Raw genomic sequence first — 14,921 nt, 5'->3', positions numbered from 1 at the left:
TCCTATATACGCCATCGCCATGACACCTTCCAATGACTCGCTGGCGAAACGCAACGTGGCCGTTCTGGTGGCGGCGCAGGCGTTTCTAGGCAGTCAGATCACGATGATTTTCGTCATCGGCGGTCTGGCCGGGCAACAGCTTGCCCCCAATGCGTGTCTGGCCACCCTGCCCATATCGCTGATCGTGTTCGGATCGATGACCACCGCGCCGTGGCTTAGCCCGCTGATGCAGCGCTTTGGCCGCAAAAGCGGTTTCTATGTTGGCGCATTGGGCGGGTTGATCGGGGCCGCAGTGTCTGCCTATGCGCTGACCTTGTCGAATTTCTGGATTTTCCTTGCCGGCAGTTACCTGACGGGCATCTACATGTCATCGCAGGGTTTTTTCCGCTTTGCCGCAGCCGATACCGCATCGGATGCGTTCAAACCCAAGGCGATTTCCTATGTCATGGCGGGCGGTCTGATTTCGGCCGTGATCGGCCCGCAACTGGTAGGCTATCTGAGCAGTCATACCGCCGACGCCACCGTAATGCGGTTCTTTCCTGTCTATATGGCGGCCATCGGTATGAACCTGTTGGGCATGGTGTTTTTCCTGTTCTTGCGCATTCCCAAGCCCCCTGCCCCCACGCTGGACAGCCCGCGGGGCCGCACGCGTTGGGAATTGCTGACAACACCGCGTATCGCCGTCGCGGTGATCTGCGCCATGGTGTCCTATGCGCTGATGAACCTTGTCATGACGTCGACGCCGCTGGCGGTTGTCGGCTGCGGGTTCGGCGTGGCGGATGCGTCTGACGTGGTGACGGGGCATGTGCTGGCGATGTTTGCGCCGTCGTTTTTCACCGGTCATCTGATTGCGCGCTTTGGCGTGGAAAAGATCATGGGGCTGGGCCTGCTGATCCTTGGGGTTGCGGGGGGCGTGGCGCTGAGCGGTGTGGAACTGGGGCATTTCTTCATCGCGCTGATCCTGCTGGGGATCGGGTGGAATTTCGGTTTCATCGGCGCGACAACGATGCTGACCACCTCACACGAGCCGCATGAACGCGGCCGGATGCAGGGCCTGAACGATTTGCTGGTCTTTGGCGGTGTCACCTTCGCGTCACTTGCATCGGGTGGATTGATGAACTGTTCGGGTGGCGATGCGGTTCAGGGCTGGTATGCCGTCAATATCGCGATGATCCCGTTTCTGGCGCTGGCGGGTGGCGCGCTGATCTGGTTGATGCTGCGCCCGCGCGAACAAACCGCCTGACGCGCCGCGCGCTTTACCAGCGCCCTGTTGCCGCGCCCCACATCAGGGTAAACCGCTTTTTCGCCTCGCTTTGGCCCAAGGTGCCGTTTGCCACGGCCTGCGGGTCTGCCACCGCCTGTTTCAGGATCGCGCCGCTTTGCCATCCGGACAGCAAGGCAGGCGCTGCCGCGCGCGAGATGGCCCGCCGATTGCTGCGCGCCCTCTGCAATCTGTCCAGCGCACCCCGGGCCAGCGCGCGCACCCCGTCTGCTGTACCATCCAGAAGCGGCACACGCTTGCGCGCCTCAAGATCGGGAATGGCGCGCAGCCACGCGGCCACACCGCCGGCATAGCCAACGTCACGCACTACGGCTTCGTCGGCGGCGCCCAGAATACGGGCTGCAACCCACATCAGCGTGCCGGCACTTTGATCAATATAGCGGTCGAAATGCGCGGCATCTTCGAACGGATCTTTGTATATATCCCAACGCCTTACCGCGATCATCTCATCCATTCCGGCGGCCATGTCGGGTGTCAGGATGTCCGCCAGCGGGGTCACCACCTCGTGGCGGCGCACGGTGCCACCCTTGGCAATCTCCTCGATCGCGTCTCGCCACCATTGCAGGCGCATTTCCGCGATCATGGTTTCTTCTGTCACCCAGGGCGCGCGCGAAACTTCGACGTTGAAAGCGTAAAGTGGAAACAGAACGCGGCGCGCGGCCACCGGGGCGGCCATCGCCACCATGAACCTGTCGGGATCGCCGCGCTCGACGATGGCGGCGCAGGCGGTGATGTCCTCACTTAAGGTCACGGATCAGCTTCCAGCGGATCGCATCAATCAGCGCCTGAAACGAGGCGTCGACTATGTTGGCGGACACACCCACCGTTGACCAGCGCCGCCCGGTGCGGTCTTCGCTGTCGATGATCACGCGGGTCACCGCCTCGGTTCCGCCCTGGGTGATGCGCACCTTGAAATCGACCAGCCGCATATCATCAATCATGTCCTGATAGCGGCCCAGATCCTTGGCCAGCGCCTTGGACAGCGCGTTGACCGGGCCGCGATCACTGCCGGTTTCGTCCATACTTTCCGAGACGGACAGCTTTTTCTCGCCATCCACTTTCACCACGACCACGGCTTCGGACAGGCTGACCATGCGGTCATACTTGTTCTTGCGCCGCTCGATCGTGACCTTGTAGCGTTTGACCTCGAAAAACTCGGGCAGTTGCCCCAGTTCCTCGCGGGCAAGCAATTCGAACGAGGCTTGCGCGGTGTCATAGGAATAACCTTCGGCCTCCCGTTCCTTGACCCTTTCCAGAATGCGGGCCAGTGCGGGGTCTTTGGCGGGCACGTTCAATCCGGCCTCTTCCAAACGTTTGCGCAGATTGGATTGCCCCGCCTGATTTGACATCGGAATGATGCGCGCGTTGCCGACGCTGGCGGGATCGATATGTTCGTATGTGGCGGGGTCTTTGGCGATGGCGCTGGCGTGCAATCCGGCCTTGTGGGCAAAGGCGGACGATCCGACATAAGCCGCCTGTTTCATCGGCACGCGGTTCAGGATTTCATCCAGTTTGCGGCTGGCGCGGGTCAGGCCGCGCAATGCGTCCAGCGTGACGCCGGTTTCAAACCGGCTGGCATAAGGTTCCTTGAGCAGAAGCGTCGGGATCAGCGTCGTCAGGTTGGCATTGCCACAGCGTTCGCCCAGCCCGTTCAGCGTGCCCTGTATCTGGCGCGCGCCCGCATCCACGGCGGCAAGCGTGCCCGCCACGGCGTTTTCGGTATCGTTGTGGGTATGGATGCCAATATGCGATCCGGGGATGCCCGAGGCGATCACATCGGCGGTGATGCGGGCGATATCGGCAGGCAAGGTGCCGCCATTGGTGTCACACAGCACCACCCAGCGCGCGCCCGCATCATAGGCCGCGCGCGCCGCTTCCAGCGCATAGGCCGGGTTGGCGGCGTATCCGTCAAAGAAATGTTCCGCGTCAAACAGCGCCTCGCGCCCCTGCGCGGTGATGTAGGCGATGGATTGCGCAATGTTTTCGGTGTTTTCCGCGCGACTGATCCCAAGGGCCGCCTTGACGTGGTAGACGTGCGATTTACCCACCAGACACACCGCGCTGGTGCCGGCGTTCATCACCGCTGCCAGCACATCGTCATTCTGGGCCGACCGCCCTGCCCGTTTGGTCATGCCAAAGGCAGCCAGGGTGGCGCGGGTGTGCGGCGCGTCATCAAAAAACGCCGAATCCGTCGGGTTGGCACCGGGCCAGCCGCCTTCGATGTAATCCACACCCAGATCATCCAGCATCCGGGCGATCTGTTGCTTTTCAGCGGTGGAAAACTGCACGCCCTGGGTTTGCTGCCCATCGCGCAGGGTGGTGTCATAGAGGGAAAGACGTTCTTTCATATCATGCTCCCGTTCGGGCCTTTTGCCCGAACAGCGCCCGACCCGCCACCAAGGGCGGGCGCTTTGCCCCCACACTCGTGTCGGGCGCTGGAATTGTTGCAAGGGAGGTTTGTCATTTCAGAGCCTCCAGTTTGGACGGGTCGAAGTCTTTTGAAAACTCCAGCGTTACGCCATCTTGGTTCATGCGGATTTCAACACCCGCCGCCACCAACATCGCTTTCAATTCATCGACCTTGGAAAAATCCTTGGATTTCTTTGCCGTCTTCCATTCATTGAACAAGACTGTTTCGTAGTCTTCTAAATTGACAGGCTGGCCAAGAGTTTTTTCTAAGGAATATCCATAGGATACAGACCAGTCCTTATCGTGCTCAAAACCCAAAAAGTGAAGTGCCTCTGCAAGTTCTACGCATTTGGCACCACCAGACGCTTTGGCTTGCTTTGCCAATTGTCCTGTTCTGGTCAGGGCCAAAGATGTGTTTAAGTCGTCAGCTAAAGCTTCGACAATCTCTTTCGGTGGCGTGTTTGCCGTGAACTCTCTGGTGACTAAATCGCGTTCTTGGTCCACGATGTGCTTCCATGTCAAAAGCGTCTTCTCAGCCTCATCCGCCTTCTTCTGCGTCCAGTCTATCGGCTTGCCGTAATGGGTGCTCAGGAACACAAAGCGGATCACCTCGCCCGGCACGCCCTGATCCAGCAGGTCGCGCACGGTAAAGAAATTGCCCAGCGACTTGGACATTTTCTTGCCCTCGACCAGCAGCATTTCGTTGTGCATCCAGATGCGGGCGAAATCGCCTTTGGGGTGCGCGCAGCAGCTTTGCGCCACTTCGTTTTCGTGATGCGGAAACATCAGATCGTTGCCACCACCATGAATGTCAAAGCTTTCGCCCAGCAACGCATAAGACATCGCTGAACATTCGATATGCCAGCCGGGCCGCCCCCGACCCCACGGGCTGTCCCAGCCGGGCAGATCGTCCCCTGACGGTTTCCACAGGACAAAATCCATCGGGTCGCGTTTATAAGGCGCCACCTCGACCCGCGCGCCGGCGATCATGTCGTCGACCGACCGGCCCGACAGTTTGCCATACTCTTCATAAGACCGCACATCGAACAGCACATGGCCTTCGGCGGCATAGGCGTGGCCCTTGGCGATCAGATCCTCGATCATTGCGATCATTTCGGGAATGTACTGTGTCGCGCGCGGCATGTGGGTCGGTTCCAGATTGCCCAGTGCCGCCATATCCTCAAGATACCAGCCAATGGTTTCTTCGGTGATGTCTGAAATCGACCGTCCGGTTTCAGCCGCGCGCGCGTTGATCTTGTCATCCACGTCGGTGAAGTTGCGCACATAGGTCACGTGATCTTGGCCATAGACATGGCGCAGCAGACGGAACAGCACGTCAAACATGATGACATTGCGCGCATTTCCCAGATGGGCGCGGTCATAAACCGTGGGGCCGCACAGATACATCCGCACATCGTTTTCATCGATAGGCGTGAAATCTTCTGTTTTGCGCGTCATCGAATTGCGCAGCCTGATCACGGGTTTGGTCGTCATAACAAAGGTCCTTGTCGCGCGGGTCACGCGGACCTAGCACCTCTTGTCTGTTGTGAAAACGAAAGAAACCGGCCCGCTGAGATATCTCAGATGGTAATGCAGCAGCAAATGGGCGTCAGATCGGTCATGACGTTGTGATAGCGGGCGTTCCGCTGATTGACAAGCTTGCTGATTCTGTGCCCCCTCCGCCGCATTGAAATCTGCGCGCGAAGGAGCCTGTCATGAAGCTGTCCCAAAGGATCACCAAACTGAACGGCGAAGGTGATGACGGCTGGAGCGTGTTTTACCGTGCCCGCGCTTTAAAGGCGGCAGGCGCGCCGATTGTGGAACTGACCATCGGTGAACATGATATTCGCACGCATGGCGATATTCTGGCGGCGATGAACGCGTCTGCCATCGGCGGTCACACCGGCTATGCGATGGTTCCTGGCGTAAAATCGTTGCGTGAAACCGTTGCAAATCGCATTCAGGAGCGGACAGGCGTGCCCACCGGTCCGGAAAACGTGATGATCACACCGGGCGGGCAATCCGCGCTTTTTTCATCGCATTACGCGGTGTGCAATCCCGGCGATGCCGCACTGTATCTTGATCCCTATTACGCCACCTACCCTGGCACGCTGCGCGCGGCCGGGGCGATCCCGCGCGTGGTGCATACCCGTGCCGAGGATGCTTTCCAGCCCCGCGGCGAAGATATCGCGGCGCAGGCGCAGGGCGCGGTATCCCTGCTGATCAATTCGCCCAACAATCCGACAGGCACCGTCTATTCACGCGCCACGCTGGGCGGCATTGCGGATGTGTGCAAGGCGCATGATCTCTGGCTGATCTCGGACGAGGTGTATGACACCCAGGTCTGGGATGGCAGCCACATATCACCGCGCAGCCTGCCCGATATGGCCGAGCGGACGCTTGTGGTGGGGTCCATGTCGAAATCCCACGCCATGACCGGATCGCGCTGCGGCTGGATTGTCGGGCCAGAAGAGGTGATCGACCGCCTGATCGATCTGGCCACAAACACCACTTACGGCGTGCCCGGTTTCATTCAGGACGCTGCCAATTTCGCCCTGCATCAGGGGCCGGCCTTTGAAGACGCGGTGGCCGAACCGTTCCGCCGCCGCCGCGCACTGGCAGCCGAAATCATCGCGGCGCAGAACACTGTCACGCTGATCCCGGCGCAAGGGGCGATGTATATGATGCTGGATGTGCGCGCGACCGGCCTGAGCGGTGAGGCGTTTGCGAACGGGTTGCTGGATGAATGCCAGATTGCGGTGATGCCGGGCGAAAGTTTCGGCACATCGGCCGCGGGCCATATCCGCGTCGCAATGACCATCGAAGACGGGGCATTTGCCAAAGCCCTGAAAGACCTGTGCGGATTTGCCGAAAAACACGCAGGCTGAAACGAAAAAACGTGCCAAGGCAAAGCCCTGACACGTTTCTGATTGTTTGATCGTCCGGATCAGAAGCGGAACGATGCCCGCAATGTCGCCGTTGTCGCGTCGGCATCTGTCACGCCGCCGATGCTGTCGAATTTGTGGCCCAGAATTTCACCACCGACGGTGAAATTGTCCGACACTCTGTATGCAACACCGATACCGCCGAAATATCCGTCGCCGTCACCGATCGAAGTGTCAACTTCGGCATAGCCGCCTGTTGCGTAGATCAGCGTGTTGCCCAGATCGTAACCGGCACGCAGTTTGGCACGCCACACATCGTCGATTGACGCGGTGCCGCCTGCGATGTCGATATCGCCGGCATCGTAATCAAGTTCGGCGCCCAGTACGAACAGACCAAAGTCATAGTCGTAACCGGCATGCAAACCGTAAATGAAATCATCTCCGCCCGGTACCAGATCGGGGTTGGCATCCAGCCATCCCAATTGCGCACCCGCGTAAAATCCTGTCCAGTCACCGCCTGTGTTGACCACGGCAACCGGGGCAACCGCAACCGGTTCGGGCACCGGATCGGCCAAAGAGCCGGCGAATACCGGTGACGCCATGACAGTGATCAGGCCTGCTGCTATTGTTTTTTTCATCTCGATTACTCCTATTTCTAAACTCTGTCTCGTGTTGTGCCAGAGATGGGTCCTCCACCTGACATGGCACATATTGTGCGGCCCCAAACCTTCAAGCCCGCCTTTTACACATCGGCGTGATTGACGGCTGCGGCCCGTTTCCCACTGAATTAACACGCCATTTTCCGCTTGGTTCCCAAATCTCTGGGCAAAAAATGACCCATCCGCACGTTTTGTCCGGACAGACTGTCGCGCCCCTCTTGAACAAATTTCCGGGGTGAAGGGCCAAAAACGACATTGGTCGCAAACAAGACAGAGAGGTCGGCGCAGTCGCTTCATAAAGGGCTGGCAACGCGAGGACACGAATGCAGGCGGACACGTGCAAAATCAGTTTGGTGATCCGCACGATCGGTGCGGAACGCGGCCGCGCTGCACGCGGACGACCTCACCTGCGCTGATCCCGCACACCGTTTTCAATGCATTTTGTCCAAGGCCATGCACATGACCGATACAGTTGACACTTCTGTCCCCCCTTCCACTTCCGCACGCAGCGGCGGGCGCGCTGCGCGCCGTGCCGCGCGTGCAGCACCTCTTGCCGATCACCTGCGCCCGATCCGCGCCGGAATGTCGGGGGGCACCTACAAACCGCTGACCCAAGCCGGAATGGAACGCATCCACCGCGCCGCCCTTGATGCGCTGGAGCAGATCGGGCTGGCCGATGCGCCCCCGTCGGGCATCGCATATCTGACAGGCGCGGGCGCCATTCTGGGCGATGACGGACGCATCCGTTTCCCCCGGGCCCTGGTCGAAGACACGATCGCAAAAGCCAACCGGTCGATCACCCTGTTCGCCCGTGATCCGGCCCATGATCTGGAACTGAGCGGAACACGGGTCCATTACGGCACCGCAGGTGCGGCGGTGCATCTGGTCGATGTCGAAGGTCGCAATTACCGCGAATGCACGGTGCAGGATCTGCACGATGCGGCCCGCATCACCGATGTGCTGGACAATATCCACTTTCTGCAACGCCCGATGGTGTGCCGCGATATCACCGACAATCGGGAAATGGACCTGAACACCGTCTATGCCTGCGCGGCGGGAACACGCAAACATATCGGCACATCCTTTACCGAACCGTCCTTTGTGCCGGACGCGCTCAAGATGCTGCACATGATCGCGGGGGGCGAAGACAAGTGGCGCGAACGCCCCTTCATGTCCAATTCCAACTGTTTTGTCGTACCGCCAATGAAATTCGCGACCGAAGCCTGTCAGGTGATGGAAGAATGCATCAAGGGCGGCATGCCGGTCCTGTTGCTGTCGGCTGGCATGGCGGGCGCAACCGCCCCGTCGACCGTGGCGGGCGCAATCGTTCAGGCGGTGGCCGAATGTCTGGCCGGTCTGGTCTATGTCAACGCGGTCAAACCGGGCCATGCGGCAATCTTCGGCACCTGGCCCTTCGGGCTTGATCTGCGCACCGGCGCGATGACCGGCGGATCGGGCGAACAGGCCCTGCTAAGCGCGGGATGCGCGCAGATGCACCAGTTTTACGGCGTTCCCGGCGGGGCTGCGGCGGGCATCGCGGATGCGAAACTGCCTGATATGCAGGCCGGATGGGAACAGATGTGTTCCAATGTGATGGCCGGTCTGTCCGGTCTGAACATGGTTTATGAGGCTGCGGGCATGCACGCGTCCCTGCTGGGGTTTTGCCATGAATCGCTGATCCTTGGCGATGACCTGATCGGTCACGCCATGCGCTGCGTGCGCGGCATCGAAGTGACCGATGAAACCGTTGCGGTCGATCAGATTGCCGAGGTCTGTCTGGGTGGTTCGGGGCATTATCTGGGAACCGATCAGACATTGGGGCGGATGCAGTCTGATTATGTCTACCCCAGGCTTGGCGATCGTACTTCGCCCAAGGAATGGGCCGAGATTGGCAAGCCCGATTTGATTGCAAAGGCGATCGCACGCAAGGACGAAATCCTTGGAAAACGATCAGAAGCGCGGTTTGATCCCATCGTCGATGCGCAGATCCGCGCGGCGTTCAAGATCCACCTGCCAGCCTGATGCATTGAAAAAGGTGCAGCATCCGGTGTTTGGGGCACCGGATGCTGCTTGTGCCTTTACCCTTCGCTGGGTGCGGGCATCATGCCAGCGGCCTGCGCGGCAACAACTTCGTCGCTGTCCAGCGCGCCGTCAGCATTCACATCCATCGCTGAAAAGGTTTCCGCCGTGATGTCGGGATAGGCGGCCTGTACCTCGTCAATGGTCAGCACGCCATCGGCATTGGCATCTACATCTGTCGCAGCCCAAAGCGGCGCGGCCAGTGTTGCAGCGCTCAGCAGGGTGATCAGTGTCGTTTTCATTGGGACTCTCCGTTTATGATGTGTTGCGAGGCGCCGTTTTGTTGGCCCTCACCCCTCTAGACGCGTCAGATCGGTTTTGCGTTCCTTGCGGGGCGCAGGCGGGCGGAAATCTGCAAAACGCTGCCGATCCGGTCCGCTGGGATGCGCGCCGTGTCGCCGAAAAAGGCCCATCGGGACCAATCGGCGGAAAACGCCCGTCTTTTCAAACCTTCAGGCGATGTCACAGTGGTTGTCTCGACCCCGTCCTCAAGGAGACTTGCGATGTCCTTCCAGAAGACACCACCCCCGAATGATGACCTGACGACGCATCTTGCAGCCATGACCCGTCTGGCGCGCCGCCTCACGCGCAACCGCGATCTGGCGGATGATCTGGCACAGGACGCGGCCCTGCGCATCTGGGCCAGACTGGCCAGGGGCGCCGAAATTGATGACCTGCGCGCCTATTCCATGACAACCTTACGCAATCTGGCCCGCAGCAAGGCCCGTTCCGTGCGCGATGACGTCGAATTCAGCGATGATATGGCCGCGGTCGGGCCCGATGCCCTGCGCCAGCTTGCCTTTCGTGACACCTGCGCCGCGATCAACCGCCTGCCGGCCGATCAGGCGCGGCTGTTGACCCTTGTTCTGGCCGGTCAGGCCAGCCCCACCGATCTGGCCAACACCACAGGCTGCCCTGTTGGCACGGTCATGTCACGTCTGGCCCGCGCCCGAGCAACCCTGCGCCGGGATATGGACCTGGATGCCGACATGTCGGTGGCGGATCTTTACTGACCTGAATGAGTATTTCGGGACAAATGAAGGTGCGTGACGTGCCCCATGTCTTCTTCTGTTTGCAAATATCCCCGCCGGAGGCATCCATGGTTTGGACAAAGGCGGTCACAAAGAAAAAGGGGACCCGAAGGTCCCCTGAGAGTTTCGCCGTTCAAGCTCTGTTTGTTAACCGCTCGGTATTTTTTTGCCTGCGGCCTGAACGTCGTTACGGGCGAGCGCACCCGCCCGGTGTAAAGGTGGGGGGACGTATAGTTCCGCCCCACCCTATTCTTGTTGCTGAAAAGCTAGTGCTTCTCCTTTAATGCTATTCGAATGGCTTTTTCAGAAAGCCCGAAAGCGCGTGAAATCTTTTTCACATCGCCTTGAAACCAACTGTTTATGGCCGCCAGTGCTCCGTCACCAAAAAAAGCCGCGGCTACGAATTCGTTTGCTTGTTTTTCTTCAACCAACTCGTCCGAGCGATAGAAATGAAAACCTGGCGACGCCCGATAACTGTTCTCTGCGAAAAAATCCTCATGATTTCTATGTAAAAAAAAGTGAGCAATTTCGTGCATCAAGGTCCAGCGTCGTCTCTCTACAGAATGATGTTTGTTAACCTGTATTTCGTAGCCATTTGAGGCGAACGGGTCAGCAACCAACCTTCCGTCAATTCCTAGCGGAAACGATTTTTCAGTCACATCGAAACCGAGAGATAATGCGAGATCTCTTACAGATTGAGCTCGCCCCGTCGAACGTTGCGCCAAATTGAATTGGCGCAACAGATGCCGGCTGGTCGCGTCAGGTATCTCCTCTAGAAGTTGCCTAAAAGTTATCATTTGATCGCTCCGTGTGGCTCTCCCATCAGCTACACCCGCTTGTCGCGCCGCAGGTGTTGCATTTCATGCAGGTGCCGTTGCGCACCAGTGTGTAGTTGCCGCAATCGCCACAGGCTTCGCCCTCATAGCCCTGCATTTTGGCTTTGGTGCGGGCATCCAGCGTGACGGAAGCGGTGGTGATCGACGTGCTGGACAGGGACGCGGCGCTGCTGCCACCTGCGGCCACGGCAACTTCGGGCACCAGCGTTTGCAAGGCGTTCATCGCATCCGCCTCGACAAAGGCGCGGCTGTCCATCTGGCCGCCCTGAAGCACGACCAGTTCCTGTGGCAGACGTTTGCGCAGATACCCGGTCGAGCTGATCTGTTTCAGCACTTCCAGCGAGCGCGACGCTGCCGTGTCGGACATTTCCGAGATGTTGGACACGCCTTCCTCTTCGCCGCGGCCCAGATCGTCGAAGGATGCGCCCGACGGTTTCACATGCGCCAGATCGGTTCTGTCCAGATAGCTGACCGCCAGTTCGCGGAAGATGTAATCCAGGATCGACGTGGCGTTCTTGATGCTGTCATTGCCCTGCACCATGCCTGCCGGCTCGAATTTGGTGAAGGTGAACGCATCCACGAATTCCTCGAGCGGGACGCCGTATTGCAGGCCAACACTGACAGCGATGGCAAAATTGTTCATCATCGCGCGGAAGCCGGCACCTTCCTTGTGCATGTCGATGAAAATCTCGCCCAACTGGCCGTCTTCGTATTCACCGGTGCGCAGATAAACCTTGTGACCGCCGACAACCGCCTTTTGGGTATAGCCCTTGCGCCGTTCAGGCATCTTTTCGCGGTGCGATTTGATGATTTCCTTGACGATGATCTTTTCAACGATCTTTTCGGCCAGAACAGTCGCCTTTTCATGGGCGTTGCCGCTTTCCAGCGTTTCCAGCGCCTCGTCATCATCTTCGACCAGCGACGCCGCCAGCGGCTGGCTGAGTTTGGACCCGTCGCGGTAAAGCGCGTTGGCCTTGACGCCCAGTGACCAGCTCAGTTCATAGGCGCTTTGACAATCTTCGATCGTGGCATCGTTGGGCATGTTGATCGTCTTGCTGATCGCGCCCGAGATGAAGGATTGCGCAGCCGCCATCATGTGAATGTGGCTGTTGACCGACAGGTAGCGTTTGCCTTTCTTGCCGCAGGGATTGGCACAGTCAAAGATATGATAGTGTTCCGGCTTGAGGAATGGCGCGCCTTCCAGTGTCATGGTACCACAGATATGATCGTTTGCCGCTTCGATGTCCTTGCGGCTGTAGCCAAGGTGGCGCAGCAGATCAAAGGACGGATCGTTCAGCTTTTCAGCAGGAATGCCCAGCTTTTCCATGCAGAATTCGGTGCCAAGGGTCCACTGGTTGAACACAAAGCGGATGTCGAACGCGCTTTCCAGTGCGCCGTCGATCTTGTCGAGTTCGGAAGGGCCGAAGCCATGCGCTGTCAGCGCCGAATGGTTGATGCCCGGCGCGTTGCCCATCGATCCGTGGCCGACCGCATAGCTTACGATCTCTTCTATCTCGGCACTGCCGTATCCGAGGTTTTCCAGTGCTGCAGGAACCGAGCGGTTGATGATCTTGAAATAACCGCCGCCGGCCAGTTTCTTGAATTTCACCAGCGCGAAATCGGGTTCAATGCCGGTGGTGTCGCAATCCATCACCAGACCGATGGTGCCGGTGGGTGCCACGACCGAGGTCTGTGCGTTGCGATAGCCGTGCTGTTCGCCCAGTTTCAACGCCTCGTCCCAGCTGGACATGGCGATATCGATCAGGCGGGAATCGGGGCAGTTGGCGTGATCCAGCGGCACCGGTTTAACGGCAAGGTTCTCGTACCCGTCTGTCGCGCCATAGGCCGCGTTTCGGTGGTTGCGCATGACGCGCAGCATGTGTTTGCTGTTGCGCTTGTACCCGCTGAACGGGCCAAGCTCGCCCGCAATTTCAGCGGACGTGGCATAGGCAACGCCGGTCATGATCGCGCTGAGTGCGCCGCACATTGCGCGGCCTTCGTCGCTGTCATAGCCGTGGCCCATGTTCATCAGCAGGCCGCCGATATTGGCATAACCCAGACCCAATGTGCGGAAATCATAGGACAATTGCGCAATTTCCTTGGACGGAAACTGGGCCATCATCACGCTGATCTCAAGCGTCAGGGTCCACAGCCGTGTGGCGTGCATATAGTCTTCGACCTGAAATTCGCCGTCCTTGTAGAAGGTCAGCAGGTTCATCGACGCAAGGTTGCAGGCGGTGTCATCAAGGAACATGTATTCCGAACAGGGGTTCGATCCCCGGATCGCGCCATCTTCGGGGCATGTGTGCCATGCATTGACGGTGTCGTGGTACTGGATGCCCGGATCGGCGCAGGCCCATGCGGCATGGCCCACCTGTTCCCACAGATCGCGCGCCTTGATGGTTTTGGAAACGGTGCCGTCCTTGCGGTTGATCAATTCCCAGTCGCCATCGGTTTCGACAGCCTTGAGAAACGCATCGGTGACACGGATCGAGTTGTTGGAGTTCTGGCCGGACACGCTGGAATAGGCTTCGGAATCCCAATCGGTGTCATAGGTCGGAAATTCGATGCTGGTGTGGCCCTGTTTGGCGTAATCCAGCACCCGTTTGATATAGGTTTCCGGAATGCAGACTTTTTTGGCATCCTTTACCGCGGCTTTCAGCGCGTCGTTCACCTTGGGGTCGTAGGCGTCTGCTTCGGCGCCATCCCATGTGCGGATCGCATCAAACAGCGCATTCAGCTTTTGTTCGTGCATTTTTGATCCGGCAACGATGCTGGCCACTTTCTGCTCTTCGATGACCTTCCAGTTGATGAAATCCTCGATATCGGGGTGGTCGGCATCGACGATCACCATCTTGGCCGCGCGCCGTGTGGTGCCGCCCGATTTGATCGCGCCTGCGGCACGGTCACCGATTTTCAGAAAGCCCATCAAGCCCGAGGATTTTCCGCCGCCTGACAGCTTCTCGCCCTCGCCGCGCAGCATCGAAAAGTTCGATCCGGTTCCCGACCCGTATTTGAAGAGGCGTGCTTCCCGCACCCACAGGTCCATGATGCCGCCTTCGTTCACCAGATCGTCCTGCACGCCCTGAATGAAACAGGCATGCGGCTGGGGGTGTTCATAGCTGCTGGTGGATTTGGTCAGTTCGCCGGTGGCATAATCGACATAGTGGTGGCCCTGTGCCGGACCGTCGATGCCATAGGCCCAGTGCAGGCCGGTGTTGAACCACTGTGGGCTGTTGGGCGCGGCGCGCTGGGTGGCCAGCATGTAGCGCATTTCATCGAAATAGGCGCGCGCATCTTCTTCGTCGGTGAAATAGCCGCCCTTCCAGCCCCAATAGGCCCAGGCGCCCGCCAGACGGTCGAACACCTGTTTCGAGGACGTTTCTCCGCCCATTTCGACATCGTCGCCATCAGGGACGCAACGCCACAGGAATTCGGGAATGCCCTTTTCCTTGACGCGTTTCATTTTCGAGGGAACACCGGCTTTGCGGAAATATTTCTGGGCGATCACGTCGCTGGCAACTTGGCTCCATTTGGCCGGCACTTCGACGTTGTCCAGACGGAACACGATTGTTCCATCAGGGTTGCGGATTTCGGACACAGTGCTGATGAAATCCAGCGCCGCGTATGCGTCCTGACCTGCCTTTGTAAATTTCCGTTCAATTTTCATGTTACCGCTGCCTCATTCCCAGCATTTCGTTTTGCACCAGATGCTGTCGCATCACCGTCATTGCGGCCGG

At 58.9% G+C, this 14,921-nt stretch carries 11 protein-coding genes; 4 read left to right on the top strand and 7 right to left on the bottom strand.

Annotated elements, in window-relative coordinates; genetic code table 11:
• Positions 1 to 19: 19 nt before the first annotated feature.
• The gene (locus C1J05_RS09225; RefSeq protein WP_114869995.1) at positions 20 to 1,243 is read left to right on the top strand and encodes an MFS transporter; all 1,224 of its coding nucleotides are present in this window, start codon (positions 20 to 22) and stop codon (positions 1,241 to 1,243) included.
• A 13-nt stretch (positions 1,244 to 1,256) separates the two neighbouring features.
• On the opposite strand, the gene C1J05_RS09220 is transcribed toward C1J05_RS09225, so the two are convergent.
• The 3 genes from C1J05_RS09220 to cysS form a co-directional block, all read right to left on the bottom strand.
• A complete protein-coding gene (locus C1J05_RS09220; RefSeq protein WP_114869994.1) occupies positions 1,257 to 2,033 on the bottom strand; it encodes a squalene/phytoene synthase family protein in 777 nt (258 codons plus the stop codon).
• Positions 2,020 to 3,630 carry a citramalate synthase gene (cimA, locus tag C1J05_RS09215; RefSeq protein WP_114869993.1) on the bottom strand — a complete coding sequence of 537 codons (1,611 nt, stop codon included), beginning with the start codon at positions 3,628 to 3,630 and terminating at the stop codon, positions 2,020 to 2,022. The genes C1J05_RS09220 and cimA overlap by 14 nt, the downstream gene beginning before the upstream one ends.
• A 112-nt stretch (positions 3,631 to 3,742) precedes the next feature.
• The gene (gene cysS, locus C1J05_RS09210; protein ID WP_114869992.1) at positions 3,743 to 5,185 is read right to left on the bottom strand and encodes a cysteine--tRNA ligase; all 1,443 of its coding nucleotides are present in this window, start codon (positions 5,183 to 5,185) and stop codon (positions 3,743 to 3,745) included.
• A gap of 221 nt (positions 5,186 to 5,406) precedes the next feature.
• Between cysS and C1J05_RS09205 the strand changes: the two genes are divergently transcribed.
• The gene (locus C1J05_RS09205) at positions 5,407 to 6,579 is read left to right on the top strand and encodes a pyridoxal phosphate-dependent aminotransferase (protein ID WP_114869991.1); all 1,173 of its coding nucleotides are present in this window, start codon (positions 5,407 to 5,409) and stop codon (positions 6,577 to 6,579) included.
• Positions 6,580 to 6,638: 59 nt separating this feature from the next.
• On the opposite strand, the gene C1J05_RS09200 is transcribed toward C1J05_RS09205, so the two are convergent.
• Entirely contained in the window at positions 6,639 to 7,214 is a 576-nt protein-coding gene (locus C1J05_RS09200; RefSeq protein ID WP_114869990.1) for an outer membrane protein, read from the bottom strand.
• A gap of 480 nt (positions 7,215 to 7,694) precedes the next feature.
• Between C1J05_RS09200 and C1J05_RS09195 the strand changes: the two genes are divergently transcribed.
• Complete coding sequence (locus tag C1J05_RS09195) at positions 7,695 to 9,257, top strand: trimethylamine methyltransferase family protein (protein ID WP_114872225.1); 1,563 nt, start codon at positions 7,695 to 7,697, stop codon at positions 9,255 to 9,257.
• 56 nt (positions 9,258 to 9,313) lie between these two features.
• On the opposite strand, the gene C1J05_RS09190 is transcribed toward C1J05_RS09195, so the two are convergent.
• The gene (locus tag C1J05_RS09190; protein WP_114869989.1) at positions 9,314 to 9,556 is read right to left on the bottom strand and encodes a hypothetical protein; all 243 of its coding nucleotides are present in this window, start codon (positions 9,554 to 9,556) and stop codon (positions 9,314 to 9,316) included.
• A gap of 261 nt (positions 9,557 to 9,817) precedes the next feature.
• Here C1J05_RS09190 and C1J05_RS09185 point away from each other — a divergent pair, with 261 nt between their 5' ends.
• Positions 9,818 to 10,327, top strand: coding sequence for a sigma-70 family RNA polymerase sigma factor (locus C1J05_RS09185; RefSeq protein WP_162797975.1), 510 nt, complete (start codon positions 9,818 to 9,820; stop codon positions 10,325 to 10,327).
• A gap of 284 nt (positions 10,328 to 10,611) precedes the next feature.
• Here C1J05_RS09185 and C1J05_RS09180 read toward each other — a convergent pair whose 3' ends face one another.
• Both C1J05_RS09180 and C1J05_RS09175 read right to left on the bottom strand, forming a co-directional pair.
• Positions 10,612 to 11,142 carry an ImmA/IrrE family metallo-endopeptidase gene (locus C1J05_RS09180; RefSeq protein ID WP_114869987.1) on the bottom strand — a complete coding sequence of 177 codons (531 nt, stop codon included), beginning with the start codon at positions 11,140 to 11,142 and terminating at the stop codon, positions 10,612 to 10,614.
• Between the two features lie 25 nt (positions 11,143 to 11,167).
• On the bottom strand, positions 11,168 to 14,851 hold the full coding sequence (locus C1J05_RS09175; RefSeq protein ID WP_114869986.1) for a vitamin B12-dependent ribonucleotide reductase: 3,684 nt from the start codon (positions 14,849 to 14,851) through the stop codon (positions 11,168 to 11,170).
• Between the last annotated feature and the right edge of the window lie 70 nt (positions 14,852 to 14,921).

This window comes from Sulfitobacter sp. JL08, assembly GCF_003352045.1.
In the GTDB taxonomy this organism is placed as follows: Bacteria; Pseudomonadota; Alphaproteobacteria; order Rhodobacterales; family Rhodobacteraceae; genus JL08.
Note: the sequence above shows the minus strand (reverse complement) of the source record. Positions and strands in the feature narration are given on the sequence as shown.

Bases quoted from the DNA above. Each gene is read 5' to 3' on its own strand.
- C1J05_RS09225 (WP_114869995.1), top strand. From the start codon at position 20: ATGACACCTTCCAATGACTCGCTGGCGAAACGCAACGTGGCCGTTCTG.
- cimA (WP_114869993.1), bottom strand. From the start codon at position 3,630: ATGAAAGAACGTCTTTCCCTCTATGACACCACCCTGCGCGATGGGCAG.
- cysS (WP_114869992.1), bottom strand. From the start codon at position 5,185: ATGACGACCAAACCCGTGATCAGGCTGCGCAATTCGATGACGCGCAAA.
- C1J05_RS09205 (WP_114869991.1), top strand. From the start codon at position 5,407: ATGAAGCTGTCCCAAAGGATCACCAAACTGAACGGCGAAGGTGATGAC.
- C1J05_RS09200 (WP_114869990.1), bottom strand. From the start codon at position 7,214: ATGAAAAAAACAATAGCAGCAGGCCTGATCACTGTCATGGCGTCACCG.
- C1J05_RS09195 (WP_114872225.1), top strand. From the start codon at position 7,695: ATGACCGATACAGTTGACACTTCTGTCCCCCCTTCCACTTCCGCACGC.
- C1J05_RS09190 (WP_114869989.1), bottom strand. From the start codon at position 9,556: ATGAAAACGACACTGATCACCCTGCTGAGCGCTGCAACACTGGCCGCG.
- C1J05_RS09185 (WP_162797975.1), top strand. From the start codon at position 9,818: ATGTCCTTCCAGAAGACACCACCCCCGAATGATGACCTGACGACGCAT.
- C1J05_RS09180 (WP_114869987.1), bottom strand. From the start codon at position 11,142: ATGATAACTTTTAGGCAACTTCTAGAGGAGATACCTGACGCGACCAGC.
- C1J05_RS09175 (WP_114869986.1), bottom strand. From the start codon at position 14,851: ATGAAAATTGAACGGAAATTTACAAAGGCAGGTCAGGACGCATACGCG.